The sequence below is a fragment of the Luteolibacter algae genome (assembly GCF_042683045.1).
GTDB lineage: Bacteria > Verrucomicrobiota > Verrucomicrobiia > Verrucomicrobiales > Akkermansiaceae > Luteolibacter > Luteolibacter algae.
Window position 1 is genome coordinate 485,437 of the sequence record NZ_JBHUIT010000002.1, and the last position, 23,425, is coordinate 508,861.

The 23,425-nt window shown below is 54.0% G+C and carries 18 protein-coding genes; 3 read left to right on the forward strand and 15 right to left on the reverse strand.

All coding sequences use genetic code 11. From position 1 onward, the window contains the following. Nucleotides 1-39: 39 nt before the first annotated feature. Together ACFSSA_RS03335 and ACFSSA_RS03340 are read left to right on the forward strand one after the other, a co-directional pair. Entirely contained in the window at nt 40-1,092 is a 1,053-nt protein-coding gene (locus ACFSSA_RS03335; protein WP_386818356.1) for an SAM-dependent methyltransferase, read from the forward strand. Between the two features lie 302 nt (nt 1,093-1,394). Continuing rightward, complete coding sequence (locus ACFSSA_RS03340) at nt 1,395-2,027, forward strand: sulfatase/phosphatase domain-containing protein (protein WP_386818357.1); 633 nt, start codon at nt 1,395-1,397, stop codon at nt 2,025-2,027. Nucleotides 2,028-2,346: 319 nt separating this feature from the next. On the opposite strand, the gene ACFSSA_RS03345 is transcribed toward ACFSSA_RS03340, so the two are convergent. The 15 genes from ACFSSA_RS03345 to ACFSSA_RS03415 all read right to left on the reverse strand — a co-directional run bounded on the left by ACFSSA_RS03345 (nt 2,347) and on the right by ACFSSA_RS03415 (nt 22,248). Then, nucleotides 2,347-4,593 carry a DUF4838 domain-containing protein gene (locus ACFSSA_RS03345; RefSeq protein WP_386818358.1) on the reverse strand — a complete coding sequence of 749 codons (2,247 nt, stop codon included), beginning with the start codon at nt 4,591-4,593 and terminating at the stop codon, nt 2,347-2,349. Between the two features lie 150 nt (nt 4,594-4,743). Continuing rightward, a complete protein-coding gene (locus ACFSSA_RS03350; RefSeq protein ID WP_386818359.1) occupies nt 4,744-6,006 on the reverse strand; it encodes a 3-keto-disaccharide hydrolase in 1,263 nt (420 codons plus the stop codon). 109 nt (nt 6,007-6,115) lie between these two features. Beyond that, nucleotides 6,116-6,436 (reverse strand): thioredoxin, encoded by a 321-nt coding sequence (gene trxA, locus ACFSSA_RS03355; protein ID WP_386818360.1) that lies wholly within the window; start codon nt 6,434-6,436, stop codon nt 6,116-6,118. 361 nt (nt 6,437-6,797) lie between these two features. Further along, nucleotides 6,798-7,580 (reverse strand): hypothetical protein, encoded by a 783-nt coding sequence (locus ACFSSA_RS03360; RefSeq protein WP_386818361.1) that lies wholly within the window; start codon nt 7,578-7,580, stop codon nt 6,798-6,800. A 133-nt stretch (nt 7,581-7,713) separates the two neighbouring features. After that, on the reverse strand, nt 7,714-8,868 hold the full coding sequence (locus ACFSSA_RS03365; RefSeq protein ID WP_386818362.1) for a HupE/UreJ family protein: 1,155 nt from the start codon (nt 8,866-8,868) through the stop codon (nt 7,714-7,716). Nucleotides 8,869-8,948: 80 nt separating this feature from the next. After that, nucleotides 8,949-10,583 carry an FG-GAP repeat protein gene (locus ACFSSA_RS03370; RefSeq protein WP_386818363.1) on the reverse strand — a complete coding sequence of 545 codons (1,635 nt, stop codon included), beginning with the start codon at nt 10,581-10,583 and terminating at the stop codon, nt 8,949-8,951. A 4-nt stretch (nt 10,584-10,587) separates the two neighbouring features. Then, on the reverse strand, nt 10,588-11,349 hold the full coding sequence (locus tag ACFSSA_RS03375; protein ID WP_386818364.1) for a hypothetical protein: 762 nt from the start codon (nt 11,347-11,349) through the stop codon (nt 10,588-10,590). Further along, nucleotides 11,321-13,255, reverse strand: a complete 1,935-nt coding sequence (locus tag ACFSSA_RS03380) for a heavy metal translocating P-type ATPase (protein ID WP_386818365.1) — start codon at nt 13,253-13,255, stop codon at nt 11,321-11,323. The genes ACFSSA_RS03375 and ACFSSA_RS03380 overlap by 29 nt, the downstream gene beginning before the upstream one ends. A gap of 2 nt (nt 13,256-13,257) precedes the next feature. Beyond that, complete coding sequence (gene hflK / locus ACFSSA_RS03385) at nt 13,258-14,337, reverse strand: protease modulator HflK (protein ID WP_386818366.1); 1,080 nt, start codon at nt 14,335-14,337, stop codon at nt 13,258-13,260. Then, a complete protein-coding gene (gene hflC, locus ACFSSA_RS03390) occupies nt 14,334-15,350 on the reverse strand; it encodes a protease modulator HflC (RefSeq protein ID WP_386818367.1) in 1,017 nt (338 codons plus the stop codon). Before hflC ends, hflK (ACFSSA_RS03385) begins: the two co-directional genes overlap by 4 nt. A 12-nt stretch (nt 15,351-15,362) precedes the next feature. Further along, a complete protein-coding gene (gene hflK, locus ACFSSA_RS03395; RefSeq protein WP_386818368.1) occupies nt 15,363-17,261 on the reverse strand; it encodes a protease modulator HflK in 1,899 nt (632 codons plus the stop codon). A gap of 88 nt (nt 17,262-17,349) precedes the next feature. Next, on the reverse strand, nt 17,350-19,065 hold the full coding sequence (locus ACFSSA_RS03400; protein WP_386818369.1) for an alkaline phosphatase PhoX: 1,716 nt from the start codon (nt 19,063-19,065) through the stop codon (nt 17,350-17,352). A gap of 33 nt (nt 19,066-19,098) precedes the next feature. Continuing rightward, nucleotides 19,099-19,923, reverse strand: a complete 825-nt coding sequence (locus ACFSSA_RS03405) for a DUF4394 domain-containing protein (protein ID WP_386818370.1) — start codon at nt 19,921-19,923, stop codon at nt 19,099-19,101. 229 nt (nt 19,924-20,152) lie between these two features. Continuing rightward, the gene (locus tag ACFSSA_RS03410; RefSeq protein WP_386818371.1) at nt 20,153-20,452 is read right to left on the reverse strand and encodes a hypothetical protein; all 300 of its coding nucleotides are present in this window, start codon (nt 20,450-20,452) and stop codon (nt 20,153-20,155) included. Nucleotides 20,453-20,526: 74 nt separating this feature from the next. Further along, a complete protein-coding gene (locus tag ACFSSA_RS03415) occupies nt 20,527-22,248 on the reverse strand; it encodes an ABC transporter ATP-binding protein (protein ID WP_386818372.1) in 1,722 nt (573 codons plus the stop codon). Between the two features lie 191 nt (nt 22,249-22,439). On the opposite strand from ACFSSA_RS03415, the gene ACFSSA_RS03420 reads away from it, so the two are divergent. Continuing rightward, the gene (locus ACFSSA_RS03420) at nt 22,440-23,234 is read left to right on the forward strand and encodes a PEP-CTERM sorting domain-containing protein (RefSeq protein WP_386818373.1); all 795 of its coding nucleotides are present in this window, start codon (nt 22,440-22,442) and stop codon (nt 23,232-23,234) included. The last annotated feature ends 191 nt before the right edge of the window (nt 23,235-23,425 follow it).

The following is a 23,425-nucleotide window of genomic DNA, read 5'->3' on the forward strand; positions in this document are numbered from 1 at the left end:
ACTTGCTTTGCGCAGGTAGACACGCCGCCACCAATATGCATGTCCGCCCATCTAATCCGCATCTCGGAAGTTTTTTCCTCTTACACCAGGGAAATTCTGGAAATCCTTGCTGCGGAAAAGGTGAAGCGGCTCGGTAGCGAATACTACCTTTTCCAGACGGAGCACGCAGAGCGAATTACAAACTCTCCTGCGGCCAGGTTTATCCGCTGGCATATTCCCGTGGAGCACTCATGGCCGTGCAATCCGGAGAAAATGGATGGCTTTATTGAAAAAGCTGCCCAAACGATTTACTACAAATTCGAGAGTCTCAATCCACAGACCATGCTCGTAGGTCAGCTCGATCCGAGTTCGACGAAGCGCTATTACAAAGCTTTGGCTTCGAACTTCCGGGGCCGCGCGTTGCAGGTGTTCGAGTTTCCGGAGCGTGCTCCGAAAGCTGCGGAGGATCAAAATTCCTCACGGAAAACCCTATTCTGCATGCTTGGCAAGGAGGGGCTGTTCTGCGGAATGGCCAGCCCGAAGGAGTCCAACGGCTTTTACCCGGGTGGCACGAAATACATTAGCCAAAACGCGGAGGATACCATCAGCCGTGCTGGCGCAAAGGTGGCGGAAGCCCTGCATTATCTGGGAATGTTCCGCCCCGATTTGCCGGAAGGTAGCCATTGGCTGGAGCTTGGCGCAAGTCCCGGCGGCATGACCTCTGAGCTTCTGAAGCGGAACTACCGCGTCACGGCAATTGACCGGGCTCCGTTGGATGCGCGTCTCAATGCCTACAAGGCACTGACTTTTCTGCGGGACGATGTCTCGGAATTTATCCCGCCACGGGGAGCCCGCTATGACGCGATTTTGTCCGATATGAATGGACCACCACGTCAGGCGATAGCCCACGTCACACGTCTTACTGATTTTTTGAACCCCGGGGGAATCGTTATCTTTACGCTCAAAACCACCGGCGCGGAATCTATTCCGGAGATTGATTCCCTGGAAAAAGAAGTTCTGGAGATTGCGGAAAAGGCGGGTCTGACTTTCGTGGCCCGCACCCACCTGACTTATAATAGACAGGAGTTCACACTTTTTTTCGAAAAAGCCTGAGCTTGAGAAACTGAAGACTCGGCTATCTGTCATTTTGCCGCTGGCGGGTTTTGAGAAGCGCTTGCTCCGGTAAGAAATAGGGAGATATCGAAAGGTGTCATCCGCTATCGCAGGGGTTTACCCATTTCGAGGGGCACTACAATGGCTACATCGATTATTTCAAGCACACGCGCGATGGGGAACGCGATTGGCATATCATTATGAGCCGTCTGAAAAGGAAGGCTATTCCACAGATCTGATCGCGGCATCCGCTTCAGCGTTTATTTTGGAAAAAGCGAAGGAGGAGTCACCCTATTTTTGTTATGTCCCGTTCAATGCTCCGCACATGCCTTTGCAGGCTAAATCCTCCCGGCTATAATTTACCATTGAATGGAACCAAGGGGACTTGTCTCGAAGGTGGCACGCGGGTGGCTGCCTGTGTGCGCTGGCCTGCGGCATGGCCTGGTGGGCGGAAAATAGAAAATACGATAGGATACATCGATATACTTCCAACCGTTCTGGATAGTGCGGGAATCGATCCGAAAGCCGGCGAAGTCCCGGGCAAACCGCTGGATGGGATGAGTTTAAACGGATTGCTACGCGGCGATGATGAAGGTTTCAAAGAGCGCGACTGGTATTCCTATTACGGGCAGGGCACGGAAGAGGCCTCACTATATTCTTTCCCGTGGAAATTGATCGTGACCGGCGCAGAGCTTCGTAAAGGTTTTACCACGAAGCACGAAGTTCGGTTGTATCGCATGCCGGAAGATCCATTGGAGAAAGACAATGTCGCATCGGATCATTTGGAGATCGTCCAAACGATGGCAGGGAAGTTGGTAACGTGGTGCGATTTACAACAGGAAATGCTCAGTGGCGAAGAAATTAAAGCGGAAGCCAAAGGTTTCAAGCCACCCAAGAATTGGCAAATCCAGCCTCCTACAAAGAATGGAGATTGATCCTCCAAAGTTTAAAGACATCTCGTAGGCTGACCTTGGCCGAGAAGCCCTGCTCGCCAAGATATCACTGGTGAAAATAATGGTAGTATTTTCCAAGAGATGATTTTCCTCCGTGGAATCCAGGATCTTGTCCACCTGTGCGTCCATAACTGACATTCCGGGGTTCACTAGAATCGTTACCTCGGCCGCTGATATTGTCCGGTTTAGAAAGATTACAAATGCAGCAGTAAAATTTGTAAGAAAGACTCTTCAGAAGTTAAATTTGGATTCTGTCTCCGGCGTTTCATGCGGGTGAGCCGCGAGTGAGGCTTCCACAACCTTAGTGTTTCTTCCCGTATAATTTCTTGAATGTATTGAACTGCTTTACCGAATGAGCGGCTTCGAAACCATTTTTGGAATTCGCATCTTCAGCAGATACATTCACGAGCTCGGTGACTTGCCGTAATTTATTTGCGTGAGCTTCCAGCTTGATAAACTCAGCTCTGGCCAGCTTAGTGTTTCCCTCTTGATGGAACATCGCTGTCCGCACGATGTGGTAGAGATACATCGCCATGTGGTATCCATATTCGACGCGCCGGTTGTCTTCCAAAAGACGTTTCCGTTCTGTTTCATCAGCACACTCAGCCAACGATTTCTTCATCAGATCGTGAGCCTTGGTTGCTGCCTGCATGACCTCCACCATGGATGGAGCGCGGTTGATGGAACTGGCCGTAGGCTCGTATTTGAAATGCTCAAGCTGGAACATATCTCCCTTCAAAAAATTTTCCGCCAAATTGAAATGCCATGGCGTCCCGACATCATGTTTCAGGATTTTCATGTTGGCGGATACAATTTCCAGCTGCTCATACATCTGCCTCGTCGTGTCGGCCGTTGTGGGATAAAATGATTGATAGTAGTCTTCCAGAAATTGCGGGGTATCCAGTTTTACATCCCACAAGATTCTTCCCAACAAATATTGGTTCAGCGACCAGGTTCCCCAGAGCTTTGTGGGGACATGCATGTAGTGAAAGTGTCGCGCGCCGTTTTCAAAATACCACGGCACATCAGTCGTGATCACATTGGTGAATACCAGAGGCAGCGATTTAAATTTACTAATGTTGTAGTATTCCCCGATGAACATGCTGCCTTTGAAACGTCCCCCGTTGCTTTCGATCCAGCTTTCGTAGGCTTCGAGTTGGCTATGATTTAGCTCCGAGCATTTGTCGTCCGCGAATGGGTGGGCGAAGCAGCGACGGATTGGAAAAAAGGATACCGAGGAATTTTCGTAATCGTAGTCTTCGGGCAGAGGCTTTTGGGGTGGGGTTAACGTCTCGGCATAGGCGATGGCGCTGATTTCCACTGTTCTGTTCAGCAATCCCTTTTCGCGGGCGGATTTCAGCTCCTTGAGGACGTCATTTACGACTAGAAATAATCTATCGGTTTCAGTGCCATCGGCTTTGCACTCGTCGCATTCGCACCAGGTTCCGTAGTCGAGCATCCAGAAGTTTACGACATCGACAAATTTCCATTCCCCTTCAATCAGAGCTGACACCATATTTCGTGCGAGCTCCTTTCGCGCATGGGCATTGGAGGTGCAGAAATTGACGCCTCCTTTGTCTTTTATGATCCTGGCACGCTCCCCTTTTTGGAGGCCATACCATTCCGGATGTGCTTCATAATTGGACAGCAATCCATCTTGGTTTTCGTCGCCCAGATATTCCGCGCTTACAGGATAGGGATCTTCCGTCAGTTGCGGGTCGTTATCGAATCGCTGGTGCTGGTAGCGATATTGAGATTCCGGATTGATAAAAAGCCGTTGGATGAGGTGACCGCCATCCGTGAGCTTGATTCCCAGCTTTTTGAGTGTTTTTACTGGTTGATTTTGAGCGGTCCAAAAGTTCATTCTATTCCGCGCCATCCATTCGAAAAATTCCGGATCACAATCACGGTCGCCCCAAGCCCAGTAGCCTCGGGTTAAGAAGGATGGTGATTCGGCGATTTTTAGATTCCGCGGGATCTCAATTTTTGCGGAAGGCATCACCGTTCCCATTTCTCCAAGGCCGATAAAATTTATGCCCAGCTGTTCCAGATAGCGGTATACGCCGTAGAGCGTTCCTACACGTTCCGCGCCTTCGATTGTCGTGATAATTCTATCGTTTTCGAAGACCGAACGGATTCGATACGCTTGGTCCGATTCGAATTCTTCGGCTCCTTTCGGAACGATGAGTTTGTTCGAGCCTGAGCTTCCAAGGATGAAAACGTCTCCTTCTGCTGGAAGCTTCGTCGGTGGGGTGAAGTGAATATCGGATGAATCGTATTTTGAAACTTTCCCGAGAAAATTCCTAAGTTCAATCGCAGCATAGCATTCGGTCGCTGCACGTTCGTCACTGAGATCACTATCGAAGTAATTAACCTGCTTTTCGCCAAAGGCAGCTTCTTCCACTGTCGCGAATGAACCCTGATTGACTACGATATACGCATCTGCGGCGTATGAGACCGAACCTGCGAAAATGAAGTTGCAGATGAAAAAAAGTATGATGAGAACATGGCCTTTTAGTGTGAATAATATTTCTTTCGAAGCGTTCATGAGATGTGGTCTTCTGAGGATACTGCTGCGGTGCATGTCCTTCTTCCAGTGATCTCCAGCACACAGAAGAACGAGACAGAGCTAACGATTGCCTGCTATGGAAAAAGGAAGAATCGAGATGGGGAATTTACCATGCTTCGAGGCTCGGGGTTATTCACACCGCACCCAGATGTTGGCGAAATCAATGGCGTAGCCGTAGCTTTGAAAACCTATCGGCCCTTCCAATGGCATTTCATCAAGGATCGCATTTTCTATGATCACATCGCTGTTGAGTGAGACGTTCACCGTTTGTCCTTTGACTTGGATCATCATGCGGTTCCAAGAGCCTGCTTCATGATCTGCACGACGCATTGGAGTGACGGCTTCACGAGTCTCCGGGCTTTGTCTCGGGTCAATGCGGTAGCCGTGGATTTCCCCGGAGCCTGAAATCCGGTTCCAAAGATTCACTTGGCTTTTTTTACTGCCGCGGAGGAAGACCCCGCTGTTGTGCTCATCGGTGCCAATAAGAATTTTTTTTCCATCCAAGCCAATTTTTTCCAACCCGTTTGCCATGACAACCGGCTTTTGGCTAAGTTCGCCATCGCCAGCCCAGCGCCAGTCGAAAACCAGAGTAAAGTCCTTGAAGCTTTGCTTCGTCCAAAGGTGCGCGTCCCCGGAGTGGTCTCCTGGATATTTGAGAATCTTATTCGCAACGAACCAATGATTTTTTCCTTCGGGGTCCTCAGATCTCCAGCCCGTCAATTCACTGCCTACAATGAGTGGTTGAAAGCCGGCTTGACGCACTCCCGCTTCATTCGCGTGCAGCGGAATTTCTACAATATTGATGTTTCGAAATCGGTTTTTTCCCTGATCTCCGCTCAATGCAATGTGTCCTGCCTTTGCTTTCAGACCATGGTGATCCGGGTGTTGAATCGCTAGTTCGCCAAGATCTGAGTTTAAAACTTCGACTCCGTTAAGAATGACGGTGATCTTACGGTTCGCGAGTATCACTCGCAGATCATTCCACTCCCCGGCTGGCTTCAGTGCACGCACCCGTGCATTGTCCAACCCCTTCAAAGAGCCAGCTGATGAGGTATCGGAATCGTAAAGCTGGATCGTCAGTTCCTGATCGGTGACATCCTCGGGTCTAGGAAAATGCAGACCCAGCTCTCCCTTTGAACCGGTTTCATGAAGAAAATCGAGATCAAGGATGTATGAATTGTAAGTTGCTTTCGTGGATAAGAGAGCTCCAGCTTGCTCGGTGGTGATACTCCCGTCGGTTGAGATTTTTGCGCTACCACCTCGCCATCCGCTCAGGTCACGGCCGTTGAAGAGAAGCCGGAAGTTTTCTGGCTCGGCAGAAACAGTGTGGGAGCTTCCACAAAGAGCGAAAGCGGCAAGAGTTGCGGAGAAAACAAACGAAAGATTTTTCATGATAGCATGGCTTTTCAAGGAAAAGTTTCTCCTGAAAAAGGGCAAATGCGAGATACAAAAAAAGCCCCGCCCTTTTTCAAGGGTGGGGCTTGGGAAAAAGCAGCGAATTTTAGGCAAGCGCAAGGAGCTTCGCTTTCAGTTGCTCCTTGGTAACGTTAGCACCAACGATTTGATCTTTCACTTCACCATTCTTGAAGAACAAGAGGAGAGGGATGGATTTGACATTGTATTTCACGGCCAGGTTACGTGCGTCGTCGACGTTTACTTTGCCGATCTTTGCTTGTCCTTCGACTTCTCCGGAGAGTTGATCGAGGATTGGGCCGATCATTTTACAAGGACCACACCATTCTGCCCAGAAATCGACAAGGACGGGTTGATCTGAATCAATCACTTCGGATTGGAAGTTATCTTCGGTAAGGTTGTGTGCCATGGGATGAATCTGGAACTGCTCCCGAGTTACGTCAAGGGCTGTGGATAAAAAATCTCGGGGGAGGGCTGATTCGGTGTTCCGTGGAGAAGTAAACAGCGTTTTTCCATAGCTGAAAGGGTTTACAAAAAAGCCGCAAAGATCGGGTTGTCCATCACGTAGGTGATTTCTACCCTTTATCTTTACGGCTATTTCTGAATCGATGAAATGTCAGAGATCCACATGTCTACGCCACAGATTGACTGCGGGGGCGGCAAGGATCTGAATCAGATGAGGCTATTGGCTGCGAATGCGAAATACGCGACTGCTGCAGCAAGAAGTGTGTTGATGACTCCAATGATCATAATAAAAAAGAGTTTTGGGTTTAATCAAGAAGCTGGGACCACTCACCGGCACGATCGTTATCAGATGATCCGATCCAAGTGTTCGCGACTTTCAGCTGAAGGCCGAGAACGATGAGGGCGGCGGCGAGTCCGACGCCGGCGAGAATGTTAACAAATGTTTCCGCGCCGGATTCATCGACCTCGTCATCATCGCTATATGCCGTAGCTTGAGTCGCCGCACCAGTTGGGCTAAGCGGCTTGGTTGGTGGCTGAAGAGCGACAGTTGCCTTTGGTAGGGTCGGGGAAGATGCGCCTGGCAGTGGAGCATTGGCGGTTTTGAGGGCGATGGTTGGAGCGCCTGCGGCCAATGGTTTGTTTGCCGTTTTGAGAGCGATGGTAGGCGCACCGGCGACTGCGGGAGCACCTGCGGGGCGCAATGGTGCGGTCGCTGCAGGAGGAGCCGGAGCTTTCGGAGCTCCGCCAGCGATTGGAGGGGCACCACCTGCGAGAGGAGCGCCCGGCGGCTTTGGAGCACCACCAGCAATAGGAGGCTTCGGAGGTCCTGCTGGAACAGGAGGAGCGGGAGCGGAAGGCGCCTTGGGAGCAGTCGGCGTCGGAGGAACAACAGGTGCCCCGCCAACTGTAGGCGTCGCCGAAGGTGCCGGTGGGCGGACTGGCACCGATGGCGGTGGAGTCACTGGCAACGTTGCTGTGGGGACTGCCGGTGGCGCGTCAGCCGCTTTGAGAGTCACACGGACTGTCTCCTTCTTCAATGGCACACTGGAAGTCTGCTTGGACGGGGGTTTGTTTTCGTTTTCGCTCATGCGCTATGGTTTTATTGCTAGGGGAAAGAGTAAGGCAAGCCGACCGGTATGTGTCAAACTCGCATCTTCAAAAAATATTGGTGAACTTTATAAAACTTTCAGAAAAACCCGGCTGGAGATTTGTGATACGGAATCAGGCAAAAATGCGCTCGAACATCCAGAATAAGCCGCCGAGCGCGACGATCACAGACCCGACGAGCTGGACTTCTTTCGTCCATCTACGCAGCGGTAGCAGCACCAGCGTGGCACAGATGAGGACGGTGATTTGCGCAAGCTCCACACCGACGTTGAAGCCAATGAGTGGTAGAGCCACCTGCTTTCCGGTAAGATCGCCGAGTTTATCGCGGAGAACGCTGGCAAAGCCCATGCCGTGAAGGAGCCCGAAACCGAAAATCAGGAAATAGCGGGAAGGTTTGAGCTCTTTGATCAGGATGTTCTCGATGCCGATCCATGCGATGCTGGCGGCGATCAATATTTCGATCAGCCGTGAAGGTAGGGAGATAACTCCGAGCACCGCGAGGGCAAGGGTGATGGAATGGGCCAAGGTGAAGAGCAAGGACTGGCCCAGAAGCGGCTTGAGGCGTGGGGCAAGCAGGAACAAGCCGACGATGAAGAGTAGGTGGTCCAGACCTATCGGAATGACATGGTAGAAGCCGGAGACAATCCAGCTTTCCGCAAGGGATCTGCGGCTCGGCGTGGTGGCGGCGGGAGTAGCATCCTTTTCAGAGCTGTCCGCCACGGGCGCCGGGACGTTCAGCAGTGTGTCGGACATGCCGGAGGAAACGCTCAAAAGGCCGAGTTGATCGCCTTCTTCGATGATTACGATCAATTCCGATTGCTGATCGTCATGCCACGATACCATGAGCTTTCCGGGGCCCGGCTGCGCTTCGAGGCTGATGATGGCCTTCATCAGTGCCCAATCACCGGTTTCATCAGGTAATTCTAAAGGTTCTTTTTCAAAATCCGGGAATTGTATGGTCCACGGGAGCTCTTTGCCGTTGTAGCGGAGTTTCAAGAGCTTTCGCATGGTATTCTCCGCTTCGCGGACGATGCGCTGGTGCTCGGCGGGTGGTGCGGCAATCACTTCCGGCCTCAAGAGTGGTGGTGCGCCCTCCACGCCGCGGGATTCCGGTAGCATGTAGGCGATGTCCAGCAGGCCCTCCAGATTCCATTTGCCCTCGGTGCGGAGGAACTCCAGCTCCACGGAATCGACCTGATGAGCCCGGGCGGGGGCAAGCAGTCCCGTGAGGAGCAGAAACAATGTGAAAAAACGGCAAAATCTGGTCATGGCGTCAGAAGTATTCCGGCAGCGGGCAGGCTTGCAAGATGATATCCGTGGGGAGGCAGGCGGACGTGGCCGGGTGGATTTCAGTCCGCAGTCAATTCGATGGAGCTACGAAGGAAAAGCCGGGGCTCGAGCGGTGGCCGATCATCAGGCTGGACTGTGGCGGAAATGATCTCTCCATGGGTGTTTTCCAAAATGTTTTGCGCTGAGTTTCCCGTCCAGTTTCCCTGCCGTAGCCTGGCAATCTCATCCCACTCCCTGAGATTCGTGCTCTGCTCCACGATGAGAACGAGATCGGAGGGGAACTCCGATGGACGACTGAAAGTGAAAAGCCCTCCCGAGCCCGTGTAAGAGAACGTGGAAGCGGGAAGCGGACTGCTCAGCATGTGGTTCGCGTATTCGATGAGATTGGGCACTCCATCGAGATCCGGATCCGCATCCTGCCCGGCTAGATCGCCCGACAGGTTTTCGGCGATCGACCATTCCCGAAAGCTTTTGGGCGAGAGCATTGAAAGATAAGCCGCACCGGAAGCGGAAATCAGATTATCGGCACCATCCTCCGACTCTGCGCCGACGGCGAGATCAAGCCCCTGGATGCTGACCGCGCTGCCGTAATTGTCACCCGGGCCTTGGTTGGCGGCGGTCATTCGAACCGGTTCCCCCCAGGTTCCAGAAGCCAATCTGAAGCGGGTAGCCGAGCCGGAATTATTTCCACCAGTAGGATCTTTTGGCGCACCTGCAATCAATCTGGCGGCAGATAATGATACCGTCGTTCCCATTTCGGCGGTGGCGACAGGCATGACGCTTTTCAAACGGGTTTCCTGCAGCCAGCCGGAAGAGGATTTCCTGAACAGGTAAACGGCGCCCGATGCATTGGCCACATCGTCCTCGCCGCGGGCTCCGATAGCGATGCGTTCACTGTCCATCGCCAGCGAGCAGCCGAAGAAGTCCCCCGGAGATGCATCTGCTGCGCGGAGAATCTGCCGCTCCGTCCATCCGCCCGTTTGTTTGTCAAAGAGATACACCGCACCGGATTCCGCGCCATTGCCGTCTTCGAAAGGTGCCGAAACCGCAACGGTCCCTGCGGAAATTGCGACTGCTGTGCCGAATTCGTCGAGTTCTCCCGCGTTGGAAGCCTTCAGGTAGGCTTCTTCTGCCCAAATGTTCCCGTTGCGGGAAAACACATAGGCCGCGCCGGAATCAAGCATGCGATCTTCGGCACCCTGTTCCCAGCGTGCGCCGATGACGATGGTGTCGCCCTCTATTGCGACCGAGTAGCCGAAGTTATCGCTGCTACCGGTGTTGGAACCTGAGAGTCTCTGTTGCTCCACCCAACTTCCTGACTCGAGTTTGAATACATAGGCAGCTCCGGCAGGATCGGCAAAAAACGAAGGATCGTCTGGATGTGCCCGGAATGGTGAGCCTATGACAATGGTGTCTCCGGAAATTGCCGCCGCCGCCCCAAAGCGGGCGGAATAATCTTTGTCGGAGGCGAAGAGTGAGTCTTCAAATACCCATTGCCCGGAAATTTTCCGGTAGATATCCACGCGGCCGGTGTCTTCATCAGAGCCCGGAGCGCCGATGACCAAAAGCTCAGGACCCATCGCTATCGCATGGCCGGAGTTTTCATCCGCAGCGGGTGCGGGAGCTTTGATATATTCATCCGCCTGACCGGCTGCCAGGCCGAGGGACAAGAAAAGCAACGTGAGGTATTTCATCGGCTTAATCGATCTTGTCAGAGTTTTTGATCTCGTTCGTGAGATGAGATGGCACGTCCCCGCCCCGTGAATAAATTCCCGCATACATATTGATCGTGGCATCATGCTGGCGCTCCCGGTTTGGGATGAGTGAGATCCACTCCTTCGCAGTATCCAGATAGCCGTTCAATGCCATCGTGTCCGCGATCATCCCAAAGGCCATGTCATACTTTGAATAATCGGACTGCCCGGAGATCCAATCGGTAGCTGCCTGCGGATCTGTTAGCAGCCAGTTGTAAAGATCCTCATTGGCTTTCCGGTAATCGAAATCACCATCCCCGCCGAATGCGGCCGGCACCTCGGTGGCGTAATCAGTTGCTCCATCGGCGGATTCATTGCCTGCTGGTGTCAGCGCCGCCTGAAGAATGGGCAAGCTGGCAACAACGAGATTGGACGGGAGTTTCGCCGTGCTCCAAAATTCCCCGTTTTTTTGCATGGTCCCGGCAGCGGATTCCGCATTTTCGCGTCGGTTCGATTTGGTTCGTGCAGGGCGGAGATCATCGGATGCTGCTTCCACGACCGTTGCGGAAGCGGGGTTGGATCGGGATAAATCCGCCGCAGTGGGTCCGGAAGAATTCCGGGCGGTTTCTCCGAGTAATGCGATTTCATTATTCCGCTCGCGGGACCTGGAATACGCTCCGTAAACCAGAACCGCTGCAAGCAGAATGCCGGCGGCGAGGATCGCTGTTAAAAGGAGTTTACGCGGGCTCTGGGACTTGGTGGGCATGGCTGTTTTCCGTGGTGGAGGTGATGGATGGTTCGTGCTCTTGGATGCCGTCGAATCGAAGCAGGCGGGCGCTGTTGAAAATGACAAAGAAGGCCGAGAATTCGTGGAAAAACGCGGCGGCTATCGGATTCACATGACCGAGGGAAGAGAAGATGATGGCTGCGATAATAAAGATGAATCCACAGAGCAAATTCTGATTGATCGTGCCAACGGTTTTCGCGGAAAGAAGGATGAGATCCGGAAGTCGCCGGAGATCGTGGCTCATGAGTGCTACATCCGCCGTGTGGATGGCGACCTCGTTACCGAGAGCTCCCATCGCTACTCCCAAATCACCTTCGGCGAGCGCGGGAGCATCGTTCAATCCATCGCCAACGACCATGACTTTGTGCCCTTTTTCTCTCAAGGCGCGGATGCGGGAAAGCTTGTCTTCCGGCAGGCACTCGGCCTGAAATTCCGTGATGCCGACTGCTTTTGCGATAGCCTCCGCGACAGGTTTGCGATCGCCGGTAAGCATCAGGAAATCGGTAATGCCAAGGGAACGGAATCGCTCGATCGCTTCTTTCGCTTCCGGCCGGACCTGATCCGCCAATAGGAAATCCGCGACGTGCAGACCATCGATCGCCATGGACACGAGGCTGAAACAACCCGGATCTTCTTTGACCAGTTTCACCCCTTCACCCTCCAGCCACGCTTGGCGGCCGATGAGAACCTTGCTGCGGCCGATCGTGCCTTTCAGGCCTTTTCCGGAAACTTCCTCCAGGCCGGTGACCTCGGGCAAATCCGCACCTTCCGCCGCAGCTACGAGGGCTGCTGCCACCGGATGCTTGGAATGATTTTCAAGAGCGGCGGCGAGCAATTTCGCGGCGGGCTCATCGCTCCAGCCAGAGTGGAGCCGGGTTTCCTCGACGGCGAGTTTCCCCTGGGTAAGAGTGCCTGTCTTATCGAAAACCACGGTATCGATCAGGCGGCCCATTTCCAGATGGCGGGTTCCTTTGATCAATAGACCAAGACGCGAGGCACTGGCAATCGCGCTAACCATTGCCGAGGGGCTTGCGAGCACGAACGCGCATGGAATAGCCACCACCAGCACGGAAATAGCGCGCTCGATATCCCGGGTGAAAAAGAAGACAGAGGCGGCGATGAGAAGAATCAAAGGAGTGTAATAGCGCGCGTAGTCCTCTGTCATCCGCATGATCGGCGCCTCGGAGTTTTTTGCTTCTTCGACGATTTCCTGCACGCGGCCGAGAATGGTTTTTTCGCCTGATCCAGTGACTTTCGCCTCCAGCAAGCCGTTGAGATTGGTGGTTCCGGCAAAAATTTTGAATCCTTCGGAAACTTCGACTGGCACGGATTCCCCGGTGATCGAGGATTGGTCCACCATCGCCTCGCCGCTGAGCACTACACCATCCGCGGGAATGGAGTCTCCGGGGCGGATGCGGACACTGTCGCCCATTGAGAGCTCGGCGGAATCGATCTCTTCCTCGCTACCATCTTCGTTGATTCTCGTAGCCCGGACCCGCGTGAGGTTCCTTAGTTTTGCCAGTGCGAACTCTACCCCGATGACGGTTCTTTCCTCGATCATCTGGCCGAAGACGAGGATGATCGCCACGATGCCACCCGTGACATAACGACCGGTGCCGAGACAGGCCGCGAGGGCGAGCAGCACATATTGATCCATGTAAAACTGGGTCGCCTCAAATCCCGTGGACCGTATGGAGGTAATGGTGTCGTATAGAATCGGCAGGGCGATGAGCACAGCTCCCACCAGTGCGAAGGTGCCGGAGATGCCCGGCTGATCCGGACGGAGCCAGCGTAGCAGGACGCTGGTTAGAATGAATGATGAGGAGGCGAAGAGCAGCCAGAGCCTGCGCCTCATTTCAGGATCCAATGAGTAGGAAGTGGTCATGTTTAGCGTAGATATTCGGGTGAGGGCTCGACCATGATGGTGGGGGTGGAGCGGTCAGAGGGAAGGATGGCGCGCGAATTCACGTTTCGCATGACCGAGTCGACACTGTCCCAGTAGAGACGATCCGCGTTGAGCTCCGGAGATTTGCGGAACTCCTCGGCAAAGGCTTCGAAAGCGCGGGCTTCACCGGTGGAGGTGGCCACGATGGAGTTAGCGGCTGCCTGGGTGCGGGAGAGCATTTGGGCTGCCTCGGACTCGGTGGCGCGTGCCACGCGATCGCGATGTGCCGCAGCGCTTTCCAGCAGGGTTTTGGCAAACTGGCGTGCATTGATCACGTCCTCGAATGCTGCCAGAACCTGGGTCGGAGGCGTCAGCGAGCGTATCTCGACGTTGGTAATGGTGACGCCAAGCTGTAGCGAATCGGCATTTTTCTGAACCGTCCGGACAACGGTTTCGATGAGCTTGCCGCGCTCCGAGGTGAGGCTGTTATCGATATTGTCTGCGGCGAGCGCATGAGTCAGGGATTGATAGGTTAGCTCCGAGAGTAGTGTGCGCACGGTTTCGCCAGCGGAAAAATACTCGAAAGGCTGCGCGATGCGGTATCTGAGGGTGAAAAGTCCCTGCACGACATTGGTATCGCCGGTGACGGTGTAGCCGTCCTTGATGGGATCGAGAAAATCTCCGAAGAGCTTTTCCGTAACCATTTGGCCACTGCCGGCCTCAATGGTGAATTCCTTTCGCTCCGCCTCTGTCATTTCGCGCTTTTGCTCGAAGCTTGCGCGCTTCTCACCGGTGGCCATCCAGTCATCCAGGTCGATGCTTAAATCCCGGTCTGTCTGAAAAACCAGAATTTCATCGAATGGCGATGGCATGGCGATGAGCATGCCCGGTCCGTGAACCCGTGGCTGAAGTTTTCCCAGGCGCATTACCAGTGCGTTTTCCGAGGGCTGGATGGTGCGGATACCAGAGAACCCGTAGATGACCAGAAGGATGGTGAGTATCCATTTTGCTACCGGTGTGAGACGTTTGAGAAAAATCAGAAGCGCCTCGACCATCCGGCCTTGTTCGCGGAGGTTTTTCATGGATTGGCTACGTGGGATGGCGGTTGTGCGGGCTCAGCCGGATCAAGCGGAAGATTGTTTGCCGGAGCGGATTTCGGGGACGCGAACCGCATCGGATTTGCGGCTGCTTCCGGGCGCAGCAGGTTGAATGGTGACGAGTTGGTATCGAGCACGAGTGTGGTGTTCTTATCCACGACTGCACGCAGGCTCTGCAGGGAGCGGAGAAAGCGGTAGAAATCGATATCCTTGCCATGTGCCGAGGCATAGATCGATGCGGCCTGGGCTTCCGCTTTGCCACGCATCTCCTCTGCGGTTTTGCGGGCTTCCGCGAGAAGTGCGCGGGCCTCTGTATCCGCTTCGGTTTTGATTCTATCGGAGGCGGCTTTGCCCTCGGCGCGGTAGGTGGATGCTTCGCGTTTACGCTCCGATCGCATGCGGCGGAAGACGGATTCCGTATTGCCTTTTGGCAGCTTGATCTCAGTGATCCCGACTTTGATGAGTTGCACGCCAAAGTGCTCTCTTGCATCTGCGGCGGCTAGCTTGAGGAGCTCGTTTTCCATCTCTGAAATGCGGTTCCCCTCTTGGCCGACGAGCGCTGAGAAATCGTTGCGGCCGATCACCGAGTTCCGCATACTGGTGATGAGCGAATCGAGCTTTGCGGTGGCGATTTCCGGAGTCTCCACATTGTTGAGAAACTTCAGTGGCTCCTCCACGCGCCATGCGAAATACATTGGAATGATGACGTTGCGCTTGTCCCGGGTGAGAGTCTCTGAGAGACGGATGGAACCATGCTGCAACCGGGTATCGATGAGTTTTACGCTCTCAACAGGAGCTGGTAGGTGAAAATACCAGCCAGCTTTTTGGATGATGCGCACAGGCTTTCCAAAGCGGACAATGATGGCGTCTTCGTTTTCGTTGACGATAGCGCTGGATGACGCAAGCACGACGATGATGCCTATGGCTGCAAACATCATCATGCGCAGGGCTGTGGCTCTTTTTCCCGGGCTTTCTGTATCTTGTGTTTCTTCACTCATGGTAGGAATTGATTATTCGGTCTCGGACAAATCGGAGTCTTGGGGAGTCATCATGACGGCCGGCATTTCGCCTTGGCCGCGTTTCAGAAAGCCTTCGATTTCGATGTCGAACGCGGTTCTGAAAGTTTTGATATCGGGAACGAGAGTTTGTGTTTCAGGTAGCGAGGAATCGATGAATGCGGGGTTGAGCACCTTGCGGAGATCGACGTAGGCAGGCATGTCGTTTTTGAAATTGCTGTCCATCACCAGCTTCTTGGAGCCGGCGAGTGTGTCATCGAGCGCGAGGAAAGTTTCTCTGGTTTCGTAGACTTCCGGAGCGGCATGATAGGCTGCCGCAAGGAGCTCGAACCTCCGCGCTTGCCCTTTCGCCCGCAGGACCCGGCTGGCACTCTTTTCTTGTGCTACGAGTGTCGTCTGATGGGCGCTGGCACGTGCGCGGGGCAGGGTTTCGTTGACCTGGGCCTCTGCGGCGTGAATTTGGGCGAGCTTGTCTTCCATTGCCGCCATGACTTCCTGGAATGCCGGCGCGGCCTCGACCGGTGGGTGGATATCACGGAGATAAACCTCCACGATTTCTATCCCGCTGTCTCGTTCCGCAAGGGCTGCCTGGAGATCTTTCTTGAGCAGGCCGCGCAGTTCTTCGCGGCGCGTCGTCATGATCTCAAAGGATGACAGGCGGACGGCCTCGCTGAGGAGGCTACGGCGCGCAAGACTGGCCAGCCATTGCTCAGTGCCTTTCATATGTTTTGCGTGGGCGACTGGATCTGAAATCCTGTAAAGAATTGGAACGCTGATCGCCAGAAAATCGTCGCCGCCGCCGACAAGCACGTGCTCTTCACCAATGTAGTGGGATTTTTCCCAGAGAATTGGCTCCCCGGGATCGCTCTGAAAGCCGAGCGTTAGGGTTTCGATTCGTTCCGTGGATACCTGGGTGACCGATGAAAAAGGCCGGGGAAAAGTTAGATGGAGACCCGGCTCCAATGCGTTCTCAGCCATGGCACCGAAGTTCCTCAGGAGTCCTTTTTGTCCGCTGGGGATTTCATGCACCCCGGAAGCCAGCCATGACATGCCGAGGACACACAGAAGCATGGGGATGGCTGCGCGGCGAACAGTCGGCCACATCCACATTTCAGGAAGTTTCAGCGCGAAGGCGTCTTCAAATTCTTCACGGGAAGGGAAGGCCGCAATGTAGGGCGCTCCCCAGAACCTGGTGTAGAAAAAGACTCCCAGCGGCGCGAATTGATGCCACATACGGCGGGGGACGTAGAGCCGGGCGATGGCGCGAAGGAGAGTCTCGATGATTGAGACCATCGTGATCAGCAAGAAGGCGACGGCGAGAAATTGATGGAAGGGTGTCTTCACATAAACCTCCGCAAAAAGCACGGCAGCGGACAGAAAGTGCAAAAGCGCGAGCAAACGCCAATGTCCCAGTTGGGCCGCTGTTTCCGGGGACAAGCCGGTAGTGGTTTCGCCGCGCAGGCCGCGAAGAATTTCCATGAAAGCGAGGATTCCGCCGGCGAGAAGGAGGACCACCGGGAGAAAGGTGGGGACGAGATACCGGGAGCCGGAGGATGGGAGCGCGGACAGCAAGGCCGGCGTGGCGGCTGCAAGCAAGGAAATGGCTGCGAGCCCGCCGAGAAATAAGGCGGATTTTCCAATGCCCAGGGAAGCCTGGCGGAGAAAATAAATCGCGTGCGTGAGTAAGGAGTGCCTGCCGGTGGAGGCTCGGGACAAAGAAGGAGCCGGGCGCAGAAAATGATTCAACGAAAGCGCCAGGGACCATACCGCGAAGGCTGCCGGAGCTGCGACCCATGCGCTACGGGTGGCTAGAAAAAGATAAACTGTCAGGGCGGTTTCAATCGCGAGGAATACGACGATGCCCAGCGAGTGTTTTTTTCCTATCGGAGTCATATTTTTGGCAGAAGATGCAGAGGGCAAAGAAGGCCCCGGCCAAAAACATGGCCGGGACCCGGGGAGTTAATACTAAGATTATAGTGAATTAACGGACGTTGAGACGCATGAGAAGAACCTGGCCGTCTTCGTTGAAGCGGCTGAGTGCTTCCGAAACGCTAAGCGTGCCGCCGTTACCGTCCGGTGCGGTGGTGCGCATGGATTTTTTGGTGGTGTTGGTAGGTTGCCCGCCGGCATCGAGGATGTTCACGGTTTGATCGTGGGCCTGGATGTTGATGACGAAAGTTCCCTCTCCGAATACGTTGCTGGAATCGATCACACCCGAGCTTTCCCACTGGCCCGCATTGATCGCGCTGTGGTTGTCACGGCCTTCCACGTAGCTGTAGTTGAACGTGGCCTGTAGTTTCGCAGCCATTCCATTGTTACGATCCAGCGTCCATACTCCGCCATTGCGGCTATGCTGGCTGAAGACCGCATCCGCAGGGCTGTTGCGGTCCTCACACACAACGATGAAATCCTTGCTGACCGCGAGGTTATCGATGCTGACAGGATAATCCGCCCCGTTGGCAACGCTGCCACCGGTGTAGGAGGCGCTGGATTGGGTTCCTCCGTTGGCACTGTAGTAACGGCCGGTAGAGACGTTGGTGTAGGTGCCGCCTGGTTTTGCAACGAGTTCCGCATTGTATACGATGCCAAGCTTTCCTTCTCCGGCAGGATTTACCGGATCAAGCGATACTTCGTAGAGACGGCCAAGAGTGTTCGCTCCGCTGCCGCCGGTAGCACCCACGAAGAGTGTGCGGGTTGGCTTGGCGGGATCGAACTCGCAGTCCTCAACGCGGTTGAAAGCGAAGCCGCCCGCTGCGTCTGCCGCGATTTTGAGCTCGTTGCTGTTCATGGTGGCGGCATTCGGGATTTCGGACCACTCGGTATCGATCGCATTTGCAGCTCCCGGTTGGGTAAGCGTTCCATTGTTCCCTTGGAGGGTTGGATTTGCCTTCGCGCCCTTGGATGCGAGAACGTAGGTCTTGCCTTGGGCAAGTCCGTTTTTGGCGATAGGATCACTGCCGGAGCGGCTTTTTTCCCCGACGAACATGTAGATGTAGGATGGATAGCCGCCATCCTCTGTGGAAATCACAACCGTGTGGCGGTCGCGGCGTGGCTGCACGATGGTGGTTTCCCGGGCAACGCGGCCGAGCGCTGGAAGAGTGTGCATTTTTCCATCCACCACAGCCACGGACAGAGCGCCGCCGCCTACGGAAGAGTTATCGTAGACGGATCCCAGGCCGCTCTCTTCGTTTGTGAAGAAGAACGGGCGGTCAAGGCCTTGATCGCGGCCGGCGAAGGAGCCGGAGCAAAAGCGTGAGAACGCGGAGGAGGAATCCTCATTCGGGTTATCGATTTCCGTGCCGTTGAGGAGAACGCTGCTGTGGGCAAGTCCGCCTTCGATGATGCTGCCATCGGCATCGAGAGAGAAACGGGAAACGTAAGCGCCTTTGAGCTTTTTCGCTGCACCGGGAATTGGCGATGTTGTGGTGCTGTTGGGAAATTCGTGAGCGACATAGAGGACGCGCTCACCGGTCTCACGGTCGCGGTTGATGCCCATCGCATCAGGGATACCGGTGAAGACAAATTCTTCGCCGGCAGTGGCACCGCTCATCGGGACACGGTCACCTACGGTGATGAGAGGGGCGAATGAGAAATCGGAATTCACAGAAGGGGCAAAATAAGAGCCTTCAGTGGTGAGGATTCCAGCATTGAGGCCAGTGGTGAAGAGACCGGCTACGAGTAATGTTTGATATTTCATATGGAAGTGTTGTTAGGAATTTGGGAAATGGGATTAAGCGTTGCGGCGGCGGCGGAATGCCATGAGGGAGCCGGCGAGTGCGGCGAGGACGGAGACCGATGGCTCCGGGACGGCGGAGAATGTGACCACGCCACCATCTGCGAAGGAGCCGATAGAAGTGGCTGCTCCCGTGGTTCCGTTGATGGAGTAAAGACCGGTGGTGAATCCGTCTGTGGAGAGCACGGCGAAAATGCTGCCATCATCGAGAACTTCTAGTTCCCCGAGTCCGGTTACATCAATGCCCAGGGAGCCAACCGTGAAGATCTCGCTGAGAGCGGGATCGAAAAAGCGGCCGAGCGTATCGAGCTGGTCATCCAACACGAAGGCCTCGAAAAAAATAGGATCGACCGCGAAGCCGAACAGCGAAGGAGTCGCGCCTTCGTTGATATCACCGATTCCATAACCCGCAGTGACGGTGCCAAGACCGGCGCCGCTGAGGTTGAAGGATGACATACCAGCGCCGGATTGTGCGGCGAAGACGAGTTTTCCGCTCGATCCGTCATAGCCGAAGCCCGCGTCGAAACTTGAGAGCGGGAGAGGACCTGAGATGAGAACCGCGGCACCGTTTTGACCGATCTCATAGAGATTGGCGGAGGTATCGAGTCCGTAGTGTTTGCCGTTGTCGCTGTTGTAGGCGAGGTTGGTAATACTATTGCCGTTTTGGGTGCCGCTGATCGGTGTGCTGGAGAGATAACTGCCGGGAGCACTCGAATCGAATGTCACCAGATTGTTGGTCCCCGTCACACCAGTCAGAAGCGCTCCGTGTGCGCCTGTGGCAATGCCAGCGGCGAGCGCGAATGCGATTATGTATGTTTTCATATAGAACTGATTTACTGGAAGATACGTTCCATGAGGCGGGTAGGCCCCAGAGGAACGCCCGCAACAAACATGATTCGATTCACGCCGGAAAACGTTTCAGCGTGACAGTAAAGTCAGTGAGTTTTCCGACACGATTTGTCCGGAAAACAAGAAGCCGGGCGTCACAAAAAATGCGAGCCCGGCAGGTGGTGCGCGGTGATCGGCCGCGCGGTTGAAAATCATGTAAAAATCAAAGGGCGAACTCGCCGTCATCATCGATTCCGTGCCAGCCGAGGCGGCCGAACGCGCGGAAGATGGATTGCACGAATTCGCCATCTTCTTCTCCTTCGGCATGCTCGATGGTGGCGGATGAGCTCAAGCCACGGTTCGACTCGATGCTGATGACCGATTTGTAGCCTTCGAGGTAGATCCAATCTCCCCAGGCTTTTGACTCCAGGCGGGCCTCGAAATGTTCTTTTTTAAGGGAAGCGAGAACTTCATTGAGAGTGCTGGGCGTGGAGGATTCTGGCAGTTGAAGGAGTGTTTCCATGTAGATAAAGCGTTGAGAGAAAGAGCGTAGCGGAGAGGGGGAAACGGGTCTAGAATGAAGTGGAACTTGACAGTCTAATCTCCGGAGCTTTCTCCGTCCCTGCTTTGTTGCAAGCGGTAGTAATGCGCTTTTTTCTCCATCAAATCGTCGTGGGTGCCCTGCTCCACAATCTGTCCTTCCTGCAAAACGCAGATCAGATCCGCATTCCGGATCGTGCTCAGACGGTGGGCTATGACAAACGAAGTCCGGTTACCGCGAAGGCGATCCAATGCCTGCTGCACAAGCGTTTCGGTGGTATTGTCCAGAGCTGAGGTGGCCTCATCCAAAAGGAGTAGCGGCGGATTTTTCAGAAGTGCCCGCGCAATGGAGAGCCGCTGTTTTTCTCCTCCCGAGAAGCGGATGCCGCGCTCTCCGACCATGGTATCCAGCTGGTCGGGAAGCGCTGTTATGAAGCTGGCGGCATTTGCAGACTCCAGGGCTTTCCACAGTTCCGCATCGTCCGCGCCCGGCTTTGCGAGCGTAAGATTCTCCCGGATACTGGTATTGAAGAGGAAAGGTTCCTGGGTGACAAAGCCGGTATGATCTCTGAGCCACTCCTTGGAGAGGCCGGAAATAGGACGGCCATCGAGAAGTATGGCGCCGGATTCCGGCTCGTAGAAGCGGGAGAGAAGGTTGAGCAAGGTCGATTTTCCCGATCCGGTGGCGCCAACGAGTGCCAGAGTTTGTCCGGGGCGGGCAGTCAGGTTGATATTCTTCAGGGCGGTGCTTTCTCCATCATAGGAAAAGGACACCTCGCGGAATTCAATGTGACCATTGAACGTATCCGGGCGACTCCCTTCTGTGAGGTGGATTTCATCCGGAGTGTCGAGGATTGCAAAGATCCGTTTCGCGGAGACCAGCCCTTTGGTGAATGTCTGGGAAAGTGGGTTAATCCGTGAAATGGGATCGAACAGAAAGCCCCAGGCGACGAGAAATGCGATGACCGTGCCTGGCGAAAGCTGCCCATTAAGCGTCCAGTAGGCGCCGAAGGCCACCATAAGAATGATGCCGCTCTCGGCGATGAATGAGACGGCCGGCCAGACGATGGCTTGCCCTTTCATCACATCCATGTGCTTGTCTCCGAGTTTTTGCGAAGCGGCATCGAAGTCCGAAAGCGCCTGCGGCTCCACGGTGTAGGCTTTGATCTGGCGGATGCCCGCGAGATTGTCGTGAAGAATCGCATTGAGGGCGGAGGAGGCTTCCGAGGAGGCGGTCCATTTGGGCTCTGCCTTTTTCGCCCACCATGCGGTAAGCAACCCTATGAACGGAAGCGGCGCGAGTGTGACCAAAGTCAGCTCCCATGAGTGGTAAAGCAGATAGGCAAGGATGATGAAAAACTGAAGCACTGCGGCGAGGGCCTGATCCAGGCCCTCGATAATGACCCGGTCCATAGTTGGAACATCGTCGGCTACCCGCGACATGATCTCACCGGAGGAATTTTTATCGAACCACTTGATGGGTAAGCGCTGCAATTTATCGTAAAGCTCCACGCGGATGCGATGGGTGAGCTTGAGCTCAAGGGCATGATTAAGGTAGGTCCGCAGGGTAAAGAGTAATTGCCTGGCAAAAATCGCACCTGCTCCCAGCGCTGCGGTGGAAAGGATTAGATCCGGCCGGTTTTTTCCGATGATTTCATCGATGAAACGCATCGTTATCCCCGGTAGCACCAGCACCAGCGAGGTGCAGGCAATGGCCATCAGGAGCGATAACGCACTCAGTAGTGGAAAGCGCAAGGTATACCGAATCAAACGAAGCATGCCGGAGCCTGTAGGTCGGTAAGGCCTTACGCTATCGGAAAATTAAGCCCAAAAACAAGTAGATTGTCGACAATTTACTTGATGCAATCGAGAGCTGGTGCATTCTCAGGAAAGGTTGGTAATGCCGAAAACGATCTCTCGATTTCTCGAAACTGACCCAAATCCCTAATTCAGAAATCAACAAAAATTGTATGAAAAACAAATTTGCCCCTATTCTTGGAGTCTCATCTGCGCTTGCTCTCACAAGCCATGCGGCGGTGATCGAATTTACTTCGCCTGACTATGCCAATGGTTCGTTAGACTCCAACAGTGCATGGAATGCCCAAGCTGGTTGGAACGTTGCAGACGTCTCCGGTGTAGGTAACATCAATACAACTACAAACACTCAGATTGCGGTTTACAACTCACCTGTAAAACTTACCGCAGGCCAGAGCTTTAGTTACTCTGTAAATCTCCAGTTCAGTGGAACGTTTACCCAAACAACAACTACCAATGGGTTTTCATATCTCTTTCTTTCAGGACTGAAAGCAGATAGCACAGCCACTTCCGTGGCTACTGGAGGAACTGCAGCAGATGCTAATATCCAAGTTCTTGCGCAATCAGACTCCTACAGACTGCTCAATAACTTTGGGTCAGTTACAGGCAGTGGCACAATTGGCACGGGACAACTCAATGGAGGGGACATTTTGAAGTATGATTATTCCCTGACGTTAGGAGCGGATGCTGCATCTACTACGTATTCTGTCCGTCTTCAGAACCTTACTGACGGGACTGACACAGGACTGGGCACAATAACCGGAGTTGACGCATCCATCTACACTGCGTTGACGGGAACAGGTGCTTACTCATTCGTGCAGTCAATTTCTCCGACATCCTCAGGGTTCACAGGTGTTCAGGTTAATTCTTTCGAAACCGTTCCAGAGCCTTCCAGCATCGCTTTGCTTGGCCTTGGTGGGCTTGCGCTTCTTGGCCGCCGCCGCCGTTAGTTTCTGATAAATTTGCTTTAAGTATTTTCATATTAGGCCGTCCGGGGAGCGATCCCGGGCGGCTTTTTTGTATTTTGAAGGAGGATTCCTGAATGTGAATTGCCGCAAATTTGTATAAAATTTACGCATTTGCTAATATAAATCCTTGGGCAGATGGTGTCTTATAGTGTGGTAATCCTTCCAAAGGCGAA